The sequence below is a fragment of the Paraburkholderia sp. BL27I4N3 genome (genome assembly GCF_003386115.1).
Lineage (GTDB): Bacteria > Pseudomonadota > Gammaproteobacteria > Burkholderiales > Burkholderiaceae > Paraburkholderia.
In genome coordinates this window covers 561,399-573,407 of record NZ_QREJ01000002.1, presented here as the reverse complement: position 1 = coordinate 573,407, position 12,009 = coordinate 561,399, and the positions used below count along the sequence as shown (strand labels likewise).

The 12,009-nt window shown below is 59.4% G+C and carries 12 protein-coding genes and 2 pseudogenes; 3 read left to right on the top strand and 11 right to left on the bottom strand.

The window, feature by feature from the left end; genetic code table 11:
• Positions 1-6 precede the first annotated feature (6 nt).
• The 7 genes and pseudogenes from B0G71_RS42415 to B0G71_RS39935 all read right to left on the bottom strand — a co-directional run.
• Complete coding sequence (locus B0G71_RS42415) at positions 7-831, bottom strand: GNAT family N-acetyltransferase (protein WP_258875853.1); 825 nt, start codon at positions 829-831, stop codon at positions 7-9.
• Positions 832-1,050: 219 nt separating this feature from the next.
• Positions 1,051-1,771, bottom strand: a pseudogene (arsH, locus tag B0G71_RS39965) (arsenical resistance protein ArsH).
• A gap of 29 nt (positions 1,772-1,800) precedes the next feature.
• Entirely contained in the window at positions 1,801-2,871 is a 1,071-nt protein-coding gene (gene arsB / locus B0G71_RS39960; protein ID WP_116149952.1) for an ACR3 family arsenite efflux transporter, read from the bottom strand.
• 22 nt (positions 2,872-2,893) lie between these two features.
• A complete protein-coding gene (locus B0G71_RS39955; RefSeq protein ID WP_116150021.1) occupies positions 2,894-3,388 on the bottom strand; it encodes an arsenate reductase ArsC in 495 nt (164 codons plus the stop codon).
• A 23-nt stretch (positions 3,389-3,411) separates the two neighbouring features.
• Positions 3,412-3,888 carry an ArsI/CadI family heavy metal resistance metalloenzyme gene (locus B0G71_RS39950; protein ID WP_116149951.1) on the bottom strand — a complete coding sequence of 159 codons (477 nt, stop codon included), beginning with the start codon at positions 3,886-3,888 and terminating at the stop codon, positions 3,412-3,414.
• Positions 3,889-3,900: 12 nt separating this feature from the next.
• Positions 3,901-4,224 (bottom strand): helix-turn-helix transcriptional regulator, encoded by a 324-nt coding sequence (locus tag B0G71_RS39945; protein WP_116149949.1) that lies wholly within the window; start codon positions 4,222-4,224, stop codon positions 3,901-3,903.
• A gap of 318 nt (positions 4,225-4,542) precedes the next feature.
• Positions 4,543-4,908: pseudogene (locus B0G71_RS39935) on the bottom strand (transposase); the annotation flags it as partial.
• Between the two features lies 1 nt (position 4,909).
• Here B0G71_RS39935 and B0G71_RS42410 point away from each other — a divergent pair.
• Complete coding sequence (locus B0G71_RS42410) at positions 4,910-5,107, top strand: hypothetical protein (protein WP_258875852.1); 198 nt, start codon at positions 4,910-4,912, stop codon at positions 5,105-5,107.
• Positions 5,108-5,193: 86 nt separating this feature from the next.
• Here B0G71_RS42410 and B0G71_RS39925 read toward each other — a convergent pair whose 3' ends face one another.
• Genes B0G71_RS39925 through B0G71_RS39915 form a run of 3 tightly spaced genes read right to left on the bottom strand, consistent with a single transcriptional unit; the run spans position 5,194 to position 8,400 of the window.
• Positions 5,194-6,201: a site-specific integrase gene (locus B0G71_RS39925; protein ID WP_116149948.1), complete on the bottom strand. Its 1,008-nt coding sequence runs from the start codon at positions 6,199-6,201 to the stop codon at positions 5,194-5,196.
• Positions 6,194-7,144: a tyrosine-type recombinase/integrase gene (locus tag B0G71_RS39920; protein WP_116149946.1), complete on the bottom strand. Its 951-nt coding sequence runs from the start codon at positions 7,142-7,144 to the stop codon at positions 6,194-6,196. The genes B0G71_RS39925 and B0G71_RS39920 overlap by 8 nt, the downstream gene beginning before the upstream one ends.
• A complete protein-coding gene (locus B0G71_RS39915; RefSeq protein ID WP_181916984.1) occupies positions 7,141-8,400 on the bottom strand; it encodes a site-specific integrase in 1,260 nt (419 codons plus the stop codon). Before B0G71_RS39915 ends, B0G71_RS39920 begins: the two co-directional genes overlap by 4 nt.
• Positions 8,401-8,603: 203 nt before the next feature.
• Here B0G71_RS39915 and B0G71_RS39910 point away from each other — a divergent pair, with 203 nt between their 5' ends.
• Positions 8,604-9,434, top strand: coding sequence for an IS110 family transposase (locus B0G71_RS39910; RefSeq protein WP_116149943.1), 831 nt, complete (start codon positions 8,604-8,606; stop codon positions 9,432-9,434).
• A gap of 400 nt (positions 9,435-9,834) precedes the next feature.
• On the opposite strand, the gene B0G71_RS39905 is transcribed toward B0G71_RS39910, so the two are convergent.
• Positions 9,835-10,569 carry a transposase gene (locus tag B0G71_RS39905; RefSeq protein ID WP_258875851.1) on the bottom strand — a complete coding sequence of 245 codons (735 nt, stop codon included), beginning with the start codon at positions 10,567-10,569 and terminating at the stop codon, positions 9,835-9,837.
• Positions 10,570-11,087: 518 nt separating this feature from the next.
• On the opposite strand from B0G71_RS39905, the gene B0G71_RS39900 reads away from it, so the two are divergent.
• Positions 11,088-11,999: a LysR substrate-binding domain-containing protein gene (locus tag B0G71_RS39900; RefSeq protein ID WP_116149940.1), complete on the top strand. Its 912-nt coding sequence runs from the start codon at positions 11,088-11,090 to the stop codon at positions 11,997-11,999.
• The last annotated feature ends 10 nt before the right edge of the window (positions 12,000-12,009 follow it).

Below are 12,009 nucleotides of genomic sequence, written 5' to 3'. Positions count from 1 at the left end.
AGTGGCTCATCGAAGAACTGCAACGAAGCAATCGAAAATACACAAACGGACTCGCTGCTTCTCAAGAAGACTATGCAGCTCGACGAGCCACAGCCACTCGCGCTGACTCATACCCTGCGCTTCGTCAATGACGAGAACGAGAAAGCGGCCCCCGCCTTGCGCCGCAAGTTCGATCCAGCGTTCCATGAGCATGATCTGCCGTTCGAGCGGATTGCGTCGTGCCTGGGCGAGCCGGTGCCCGCTCGCCTCCAGCAGATGCGCGTAGAAGCGGCCAACGGCCTGACTGCTGCCTGAATCGGTGTGGCTCCAGATAACCAGTGGCACGTAACCACCGTGGCGTTCGGATAGCAGACGCTGAAGCCAGTGGTCAACAGCACTTGATTTACCGAACCTCGACGGTCCGAAGATGGTTGCGCCATCGATCTGGTCGTCGAGCCAACCAGCGATGCGCTCGACCATGTCATGAATGGCAATCGTAAATAGCGAATAGTCGCACGTGACCACCGGGTGGTCACGGGGAACGTGAGCAGCTACGAGTGGCTCCGTAGCGCGTCTGGGCGACATGAGGTGGCGGCACTTCGTTCGCGTAATGGGTGCAAAGCCTTGGCCCGAGAAATAGTGCTCAGCCGTAGTAGTCAGCAACACCACCGATCGAATCGCCCGCGTTCGGCACTCTGCCAGCAAATGGGCAACGACGGTCTTGCCGAGACCGACACCACGGGCATCCCTTGCAACAACAATCGAGCGCATGAGAGCGAAGTCGGCGTAATATTCGACGCCGCCACACGCGATGGTCCCTAATGGCTTCACTCCTACAATGAAATTGGTCAAGTGCTCAGCCACGCCGACCGTAGGCAAAGCATTGGCTTCGAGTAGTGCCTCTATCGCGGCGAGGTCGGGTGCGGCGGCTGATCGGAGATGCCTGATGCAGGTCCTGGTGTGCCACTAAGTCTCAAAAGCCGGAAGGATTCCACATGGGCGTGAAGCATTCGGCAGCATGCGAATGGGCGGAGCGATGCCGAACGCGATCGGCGACCGGAACCGATCGCATCAAATACCCGATTGATTGACGCGCTTCATCAGTTCCTCGGCGCTCTCCTTGCGTTCGCTGTATCGGTCTACGAGGTATGGACCGATGTCGCGTCAGCAGCGTGAATTTGACCAGCTCCTCCATCACATCAACGACGCGGTCGAAGTACGCTGAAGGTTTCATGCGGCCGGCTTCGTCGAACTCCATGAATGCCTTGGCCACCGACGACTGGTTGGGGATGGTCAGCATGCGCATCCATCGTCCAAGCACGCGCATCTGGTTGACGGCGTTAAACGACTGCGAGCCGCCGCTGACCTGCATCACGGCGAGCGTCTTGCCTTGCGTCGGCCGCACCGCCCCGACCGAAAGCGGAATCCAGTCGATTTGCGCCTTCATGATGCCGATCATCGCGCCGTGCCGCTCCGGCGAGCACCAGACCATGCCTTCCGACCACAGCACCAGCTCACGCAGTTCGGCCACCTTGGGGTGGCTGTCCGGCGCGTCGTCCGGCAGGGGCAGGCCGCTCGGATTGAATGTGCGCACTTCGGCGCCCATGGCCGTGAGCAGGCGTGCGGCTTCTTCGCTCAGCAGGCGGCTGAACGAGCGCTCGCGCAGCGAACCATAGAGCAGCAGGATGCGCGGCGGATGGGGCGACGCTTTGGCAGACTGCAGGCGATTGACATCGGGCACGCGAAACAGCGCCGGGTCCACCTGCGGAAGGTAAGTAGTGAGATCGGACACTTTGCCCTCTGTGATCGTTTCCGTATTCCTCAGGCGCACTCGTACCAGTCTTTCGAGCGGTTGACGATGCGCACCACGAGCAGCATGACGGGCACCTCGATCAGCACGCCCACGACCGTCGCGAGCGCGGCGCCTGAGTTAAAGCCGAAAACGCCGATTGCGGTGGCGACCGCCAGTTCGAAGAAGTTCGAAGCACCAATCAGCGCCGATGGACACGCAATGTTGTGCTTCTCGCCGACCGCGCGATTGAGCCCGTAGGCAAGCGCCGAATTGAAAAACACCTGGATCAGAATCGGCACAGCGAGCAACACGATGACGAGCGGCTGCTTCAGGATGGCCTCGCCTTGGAACGCGAAGAGCAGCACCAGCGTCGCCAGCAGCGCGGTGATGGACCATGGGCCGATCCTTGCCATCGCGGCATCGAATGCCGCCTGCCCTCTGACGAGCAGCGCCTTGCGCAGGATCTGCGCGAGGATCACGGGAATCACAATGTAGAGAACGACGGACGTGAGCAGCGTCGCCCACGGCACCGTAATCGCAGAGATGCCAAGCAGCAGGCCGACGAGCGGCGCAAAGGCGACCACCATGATGCTGTCGTTCAGCGCAACCTGGGAGAGCGTGAACAGCGGATCGCCGCCAGTGAGCCGGCTCCAGACAAAGACCATCGCTGTGCAGGGCGCGGCGGCAAGCAGGATCAGGCCCGCGACGTAACTGTCGAGCTGCCCGGAAGGCAGCATAGGCGCGAACGCATGCTTGATGAAGATCCATGCGAGCAGCGCCATCGAGAACGGTTTGACCAGCCAGTTCACGACGAGCGTGACGCCGATGCCCTTGACGTGTTGGCGCACCTCATGCAGCGAGCCGAAATCGACCTTTACCAGCATCGGAATGATCATCACCCAGATCAGCAGGCCGACCGGCAGATTGACGTGCGCATATTCCATCCGGCCGATCGCCTGGAAGACTCCAGGCAGGACCTGCCCAAGCAGAATGCCGGCGACGATGCACAGCGCGACCCAGACGGTCAGGTATCGCTCAAAGAAACTGATGGCCGGTTTCGCGGCCGGCTTCTCCGAAGCGGCAACATTGGGAGTGTTCATGGGGTGACTCGGTGGAAAGGGTTCAGCTCTGAAGGATGTCGTTCAGAGCGTGCTGCAGCTCAGCGTTGTCCAGACGTTCCAGTGGCAGCGCGAGCAGTTGCAGCATGCGGTAGCCGATCGCTTCGCGCGTGAGTTCGAACGCGTGCCGCTTGCCTTCATCACCGCCTGGCGCGTTCGACGGATCGGCGTAGCCCCAGTGAACCTTGACAGGGCTTCCCGGCCAGAACGGGCACTGCTCTGCCGCTGCGCTGTCGCAGACCGTGATGACGATGCGCGTCTCCGGTGCGCCGTCCTGCGCGAATTCATCCCAGCTCTTGCTGCGATAGCCTTCCGTGGCGATACCTGCGTTCGTCAGCGCTTCAAGCGCGAACGGATTGATGCGGCCGCTCGGGGCGCTGCCCGCGCTATACGCGCGCACGTCCTTGCCGAGCTTCTTCGCCCAATGATTCAGCATGCCTTCGGAAAGCACACTGCGTGCGGAATTGTGCGTGCAGAGAATGAGTACGTTCGTGGTCATGGTGTTGTGTTTGGGCAGAGTGTTCAGCAACATGCCGAACCGGCAGGTTTAACAGGGACGCCAACGGGTTTGCCGCTCGGCGCACAGCAGGACGTTGCCCCTGACGACGGGGATGCCTGCCTGCTCTCGCCATATACCGGAGCGCCGTCGAGCGTATGGAAGTGTTCCCAGGCGATACCCTGCGGATCGAGAACCCAGTGCTTGTCGCTGCGTGCATAGCAGCAGGTGGTTTCGCCCTGATCGAGCAGGGCCATATCTGCGGCTTCAGCCCTCATTGCGAGTTCGGCAAGCTCGGCCGCGTCGTCCACCTGGAAGCCGAGGTGGTCCACACCGGCTTTCGTGCCGCGCGTTGAAATCGCAAAGTTCACGCGGGGATCGTCCAGCATCCATTTCGCGTAGTCCGCCTCGACACGCGCTGGTACGGCGGCGAACAGCTTCGAATAGAACGCGACGCTGGCTGTGAGGTCGTCAACGTGCAGGTGGATGTGAAAGCGCTTCATGGTGATTCTCCCTCAGCATTTGCATGAGTCCGGGCCAGGTTCAAGGCAAGCCTGTCCCTGGCAGCAGTTTTCGGTCAGAAAGCCAAGCACCGCGCTCATCTGGTCATAGGCGGCCCGATAGATCAGGCTGCGCCCGTCGCGCTCCTGCGTGACGAGCCCCGCGTGCATCAGTTCCTTCAGGTGAAAGGAGAGCGTCGCGTTGGGAACATCAAGCTGTTCCGCCATGGTGCCCGGCGTCAAGCCGGTTGGACCAGCGACGACCAGCATGCGAAACACACGCAGGCGCAGTTCGTGGGCCAGCGCCGCAAGGGCGCGGATAACGTCTTTATTTTCCATATTTCCAATATATTTGAAATATGGCGTGAGAGCAAGCCGCCGCTACAACGCTGACGCTGTCGACATGAGGCCAATGACGGCTATGGTTTTGAGAGCGGACCTGGTCCAGACGGTGGGTCGAAGGGCGGTTCAGGGTCGCTATGTAAACCTTTGCATAGGGCAGAGGTTTTTTTGAATGGCAATCGCGGCCACGGGCGCGTGAACAGGCCGCTCGGAGCCAGCCCGCGATTGGTAATCAAAAAAACGTTTGTGCTAAACCGCTCCGCAGGCGTTCGCGAGCAATCGTCAAGAGTGGTGTATGCCGGTTGGTCGACATGATCAGGCGGCCAGCGCTTGAGGAGCCGGTGTGCTTTCAATCACCGGGGTTCCGTCCTCGAAGGGAATACCCTTCAGAAGTGCCTCGATCTTGTCTACGCCGCGAATCTTTCTCCATGACTGCTCGGCCGCTTCGATCAGCTTGAACGCCATGCTGAGGAACGTCGCACGAGACAGACAGTTACGCGTGCGGCTCGTACGATGGCGCACTGTCGCGAACGTCGATTCAATCGGATTCGTGGTCCGCACGTGCTGCCAGTGTTCGGCAGGAAAGCTGTAGAACGCGAGCAGTTCGTCGCGATCTTTCACAAGCTTCTCGACGGCCTTTGGATACCTGGCCGCATACGTGTCGACGAACCGGTTGAATGCGATGATGATCGATGAAACGGACCGGATCGTGGCGGAAAAGCGTCTGCCCAACGATCTCATGAAGGTTCTCGCGTTTCTTGCTCCATGGCAGCAGACGCTCGCGGGCGTGGTCGTCGAGTCGACGTTTTATGGACGCCCCGGGATTATGCATGCTTTGCCGTTGAGGGGAGCGGAGCGGGCGGCGTGGGTTCCGATATAAATCGAATTATGGACCGTACCGCGCGCGTATTTGAGTTCTTGAGCAATGCAGGGTTCACTGATCGCATCGTTCTTGGCCGTGAATAATCACAAGCCCTCGAGAAACTGCAGTACGCGGTCAGTGGGCTTGTATCGGTGTTGCCTGCTGTGAGGTAATTGAAGCGTACTGAGGGCTCTCTCCTTCATTGCCAGGTCCGCCTCGATGTACATGTGCGTGGTCGCTGGGTTCTCGTGACCGAGCCACAGCGCAATGACCGTAAGGTCAACGCCAGCCTGAAGCAGGTGCATGGCAGTCGCGTGCCGAACCAGGTGCGGTGAGATGCGTCGGCCCTTGAGTCCCACGCAATGAGTTGCCGCAGCCTCGTAGGCGAGGTTGAGACGATCGGTTATTCCGGTTCGCGTCATCGGTCCGCCTGAGCGATTTGGAAAGAGCCACTGTCCGGGTGAAGCGCCGATCTGCCGAAGCCAGAGCCGGATCTGGCTTGCGGTGCTGCGCCAGAGCGGGACCGCACGTTCTTTGCGGCCCTTGCCGTGAAGACGTACAGAAGGGCTTCGATCCAGTTCGACGTCGCCGACGCGTATGCCGATGAGTTCGGATACCCGAGCGCCGGTGTTATAGAGGGTCGCCAACATCACGCGATCGCGCTGGCCGCACCACGTGTTGGGGTTGGGTGCATCGAGTAAGGCGCATATTTCTTCTCGGGAGAGGAAGCGAACCAGCGGGCGCTCATAACGCTTCATCGGGATCGCGAGCACCTGCTGAATCGTGCCCAGCGATTCTGGTACTCGGGACGCAGCATAGTGCAGAAACGAGCGAATGGCGGCAAGCCGAAGGTTGCGACTACGGATGCTATTGTGGCGGGCCACTTCGAGGTGGTCGAGGAACTGGAGAACCAGTGGTGCGTCAATGTCGCTAAGTTCCAGTCGATCAGGTCTCCGATGCAATCGCTGTTCTGTAAATTGGAGAAGCAGCCTCATGGTGTCTCGGTAAGCCGCTACCGTTCGCGGGCTCGCGTTACGCTGCCGTATCAGACGTACCATAAAGAACTGCTGCAGCAGTTGTGCAAACGTCGGTGATGAGTTCAGGTCAGACATGACTGCCTCCTTGAACGAAGCGCTCGAAGCGATCGCCTGCGATGGCCATCAATTCAGGTATTGCCGTCACGTACCAGAACGTGTCGGTGACCTGGCTATGTCCGACGTAGGTGGAAAGCATCAGCATCGCATTACCTACGTCGATCCCCTCCTGATACCAGCCAATAAGACGGCGGCAGATAAAGCTGTGCCTCAGGTCGTGGATGCGTGGGTGCGGATGACCTCCCCGGGCTTGCCATCGGAGCTGTACTCGAAGACGGGCGAAGGCATATTCGATCTGACGGTAGTTCATTGGCCTTCCGCTGTCGGACAAGAAGAATGCGTCGGTCGTCCGCGTGGGCAGCTTTTCGTCCCGACTACAGGCATAGGCTCGGAGTGCCTCGGCGGTGGTTGGATGGATCGGAACCAGACGGGCTTTACGGAACTTGCTCTGACGAATCGTGAGCAGGCTGCGTTCGAGGTTGACGTCTTCGCGCCGAAGTGCCAACGCTTCCGAGACACGCAAACCCGTGGCCGCGAGCAGACCGAAGACGGTTTCACAGGTAACTGGCCGCAGGCCACCCGTGGGCGGAAGTTGTCGCGCAGTAACCAATAACGTCTCGATTTCCTCTTCCGAATAGATATGCGGTGTCAACCGTCGGTGTCCTGGTCCACAGAGTCCGGAAGATGCAATTTCGGTGGCAGGATCGAACTGCAGGCGGTACTTGGCAAATGGGCTCAAGATCTTCAACCGACCTGCCCTGGTGGCGGCTGTGGAGCGGCTGGACGAACAGGCCCAACGCAAAGCCAGTTCCACCGTGATCGGACCGCTGTGGCCAATTTGATCGGCGAAGCGTGCAAAGCACATCAGACGCTGTTCCTCACTTTGAAGAGCAAAGCCAAGTCGCCGCCGGCGTTCAAGATAGTCCTCGACCAGAGACACCATCGTCGGGGCGGCCTTCATGTTCGTCTCCCAGGCCAGGGCAATGCAACGGCGTTGAGCCGGGGCAGATCGACTTTGAGATAAATGGTCGTCGTGTTGACGCTGCGGTGGCGTAGTAGATCGGCGATGTCCTTGAGACTCGCCCCTTCCCTGAGTAACCTCGAAGCGACAGAATGGCGGAGCACGTGGGTTCCAGTCCACCGCTCAGCGTGGCCGCACCGGGCGTAGGCGCAGCGTACGGCGTTGCGCACGAGGCTCGGCCCTACCGGTTCATCGCGCGGAGCGCGGTGGCGTACAAACAGTGCGCGGCTAGCCGTGCTGGGGCGCCCGAAGCGGAGGTAGTCTGAGATCGCTCGCCCCGTCTCCACAGGCAACGGCAGAAGAGTTGTGCGCTTTGCTTTCGCTTTCGCAATCCGGAGCGTGCCTTCTCGCCAGTCCAGGTCATCGAGCTGAATAGACGCTACTTCGCTTGCTCGCAGACCTAGGTCCACGAGACAGCGGACGATCGCGTAATCGCGCCGGCCGGTCGGACGCGTACGATCGAACGATTTCACCAACACCGCAAGTTCTGAATCGGTAAGAGAATCCGGCAACGCCGCGAGGCGCCAGTAAGCAACTCTTGGGACTGCAGAAATCAGGGGTTCGGTAGGATCTCCCTGTATTCGACGGAACCGCAAATAACTTCGCAAACAGTCGCCAATGATTCCGGCAGTCCGGGGTTGACAGCCTTCGGCGCGATCAGTCACGAATCGGTAGATGTCATCCGGCTTAATGCGTTCAAGCGCAATCGGCTCCCAACCAAACCGGGCAAGGAGGAATTCACGCACGTAGCGCAGACGGTAAAGGCGCGTTGCCGGTGCCAGACCCTGAACATCCTTAAGATACGCGTCAAAGAGCTGAAGCTCATCGTGTACGAACCTGGAAACCGGCACTGATCTCGGCGGAATGATGCCCTCCGCACGCAACATGCGAAGCAGATTACGGAGCGCGCGGCGAAGGTTAGCGAGGGTGCGTGGACTTGGCTTGCAGCAGTGGCAGACCGGAAGGTGCACCGTAAGAAAGCGATGTAGTGCCGCCTCGTCGATGTGATCGAGCGCGATGCGCTGCGAAGTCAGCCACCGCCCGAAGTGCGACGCGCATTGCAGGTAGTTCTCTACAGTAATGCCCGCATATCCGCGTCGGACCAAGTATTCCTCGAAAGCCCCAACGACGGGCTCGAGTGCGCCGTACCGTGCACGATTGCACGCGACGACTTCAGACACGACTTGCCTGATCATGATCGCTCTCCTGAGTGACGGCGGTGAAGCCGTCTGAGAAGAGCAGTATCTGTTATGGAAAGTTGATCGATGGTGAGGCGCTACCAGGCAACCTGAGGAATTAGGCGTCGCACCTCGGAATGCCCGCCAAACCGCGCATAATCCCGGGGCGTCCATAAAACGTTCTATAGAAACATTTCTATAGCACGTACAACTGGTACTGGCTGGTTGACGGGCTGCAGGCAGCGGGCTTCACGGTACATCTGGCCCACACCACGGCCATCAGACAGTATGACGGACTCAAACACAGTGGCGACGAGACGGATGCCCGTTATCTGGCCAGGCTGCTAAGACTGGGGATCCTCCCCACCGGTACGATCCTGCCGCCCGAAGCGCGCAGCGTGCGTGATCTCGCCCGCAAGCGCATGCAACTGGTCCGCAGCCGCACCAGCCACATGCTCGCGATCGAGAACCTCACGGCTCGCCATCACGGCATGCGCATATCCAGTACCCAGGTCCTGCGGCTGACGGCCGAGGCCATCGACCAGATGGGACTGCCGGCCGATGTCGCGCTCGCCATGCAGGCCAACCTGGCCGTCGTCACGACGCTTTGCGCGCAGATCGAACTGCTGGAAAAACGGCTGGCCGACAAAGTCCGGCCGCGCTCCGAGTATGCTCTGCTCACCAGCGTGCCCGGTATCGGCCAGATCCTGGCAACGGTCATCCTGCTGGAAATCGGCTCCATCGAGCGTTTTGCCAGCGTCGGCAACTTCGCCTCCTATGCCCGCTGCGTGGACAGCTGCCACACCAGCAACGGCAAGAAGAAAGGTGAAGGCAACATTCGTAACGGCAACCGGTACCTGTGCTGGGCGTTCGTAGAAGCAGCCAATTTCGCCCAGCGCTATTGCGCTGAGGCCAAGTGTTTTTATGAACGCAAGAAAGCCCGTACCAACCCGATCGTCGCACGCAAGGCGCTTGCGCACAAACTGGCGCGTGCATGCTTCCATATTCTCAAGGAGAACAAACCGTTTGATGTGACGCGCTGCTTCACGTGATGCTTTCGACGGCGACCGGCAAGCCCCGTGGGAGGATTGGGCGCCAGCCCAGAAATTTGAATGGGATGCCGTGCCGCCGTCCCCCCGAAATGCAGTCAAGGCGAATCGCCTGCAACGCGAACCATCGGTGGATTGGCGCCAGATTGAGGCAGCCCTTGCATTTGTACGAATTTCCATGGACGCGTTGCGGTACCAATGTTCTTCCGGGGCGGCATGGCCGTCAGGGCGAAAGGCACCGGTTGTACCGCCGATCGCTTGATCCAGATGGGTGTCTGGCGCGATTCGTCGCAGCTACGATTGAAGTCACGGGCGCGTTCGGCCACCTGCGTTCGGGAATTGGACCTGGAAAACGGCTGCACAGGCAGCCGGGGATGTGGATTGCTCACTTGACGCGGGCCCGCTAATGGGTATCCTCCCAAGCGAACACTCGCTCGATTGTGCGAAAGCGTTCCTCGAAGATGGCCGCATCAAAATGTCGCTTGCGGCCACGTTTTGGTGTCGTGCGCCCGCGAACGTTCTCGGGGATATTCGGAATCATGCCACGGTTGAAGATTGCCTTGCGGTTGGCCCGACAGTCGTAGACACCGTCCAAGCTGACGGTTGCACCCTGCAGGTCCATGCCGATTGCACGCGCCATGTGAGTCACCCTCGGCAGCGCATCACGCAGCAAGGGCGACTCATTACGATTGCCCGGCGCAGAAATGAATGGCGCAATGACATTGCAGGCGCGATCGCAGAACGCCAGTACCTTGTCGCCCTTCAGATGCTTGTGTCCGCTGTAACCGAGGTTGTCGCCGCCTTTTTTCGCCGCCGTCGTTGTGCCATCGCCGTGAATGACCTCGAGTTCAAGCAGTTTATCCTCGTGAAGCCTGCGCACCGAGCCGGCAAAGATCGCATCGATGCAGCCATCGGCCTGCCAGCGCCGCAACGCGCGATAGATGCGTGTGTGATGAATTTCGGGACGTCCATTGGCGTCCCGCTCGATGGGCAGCATCTTCCACTGGCAGCCCATGTACAGCAGTTGCAGCGCGTAGCCAAACAGCTTGTACAGGCTCAGCTTCGGCGCTGGCCCTCGTTTGCCAAGCGTCAGGTACGGCAAGACGAATTCCTCAAGCTGCTGCTCGCTCAATTTCACGGGTATCGCCTGCCAGCATTGGCTTCCAACCATTGGGACCATTCCGAAATCCGGAATTTACCCGATGCCGCGTCCATTACCGGAGATCCGGTCCCGGTGCGGCTCGCAGACAAATTCTGCGCCCCTCGGAAACCCGCAATCAGTTGGCCATATCGATGAGTAGGAGGTCCGGCCGGGCATCCATGTTTGAGGCGCAGAGGCACGGGATCGCCCGGAATATCAGGTGTTCTAGGGGCGTTTTTCAGTCTGCGCGAGCATGTAAGGCTGCCACAATCATCTGTCGATCCTAACGGGCCTTGTATGCAATTTTTGATGCAAATAGGCCCTAGCCAGTCGCGTTATGTGCTGGTGTGAATTTCCTATACGTCATACGCCTAGCGGCTCATGCGGTCATAGGGTATATCCTGACCTACGCGCGCCCTGATTATGTAGCCCACGATTTGTGAATGCAGTAGAGTGTCCAACTTGCGCCTTTGACCAAGATCAATTTTTAGGCGCGTGCTCCTGGAGACTACAAGTTGCCCACGCCACGCAAGCGGCTGCCCCCGCTGAACACAATTTCTGCTTTTGAGGCGTCGGCGCGACTGACGAGCTTCACCAAGGCGGCCGAAGAGCTTCACCTTTCACAGGGGGCAGTAAGCAGGCAGATCCAGGTCCTTGAGGAACGCATGGGTGTGCCGCTTTTCACTCGACGGCACAAAGAGATCCAGCTTACGCGCGCTGGGCTCATCTTCCAGCAGGCGATCGCACAGAGCCTGAATTCGATTCGCCGAGCTGTGACGATGATCGAAGCGCTTGATACCAGCACCGTAACCATCGCGGCAAGCAATGCGATGGCGAACTTCTGGCTGATGCCTGCAATCTTCGAATTCCGCAGCCAGCATCCAAACATTGATATCCGGGTGCTGGCGAGCAACTCGCCCATCGACCCATGGCACGAGCCAATCGACCTTGCCATCAGATATGGTGATGGGCATTGGCCAAACCTTACGAAGGTCAAGCTCTTCGAGGAAGTGATTTTTCCGGTTTGCGCCCCATCCTATCAGCGGAACCACGGTATCAAAACCGTGCAAGACCTGATGGAATGCGAACTTATTGAATACGACTCCGACAGTGCGGAGTCGAATTCGTGGGATACGTGGTTTGAGAGCGCGGGCTTTCAGCCTGGCGCTGTGAGAAAGAACCTGACGCTGTCCAACTATGATCTTGTCTATCGCGCTGCCTGCAGCGGAAAAGGAGTGGCGCTCGCCTGGGCGTACGGTGTTCCGCAAGAAGACAGGGACGCGCTCCTTGTTCGGCCGCTTGACGTCTCTGTCAAGACAGGCCTGTGCGAATACATCATCTACGCAGACAATGAGGAACTCAGTGCGCCCGCCAGAGTTTTCCTGGATTGGCTGATCGATTTTGCGAACCAGAGTGTCTGGGCATAGGTGCCTTTGT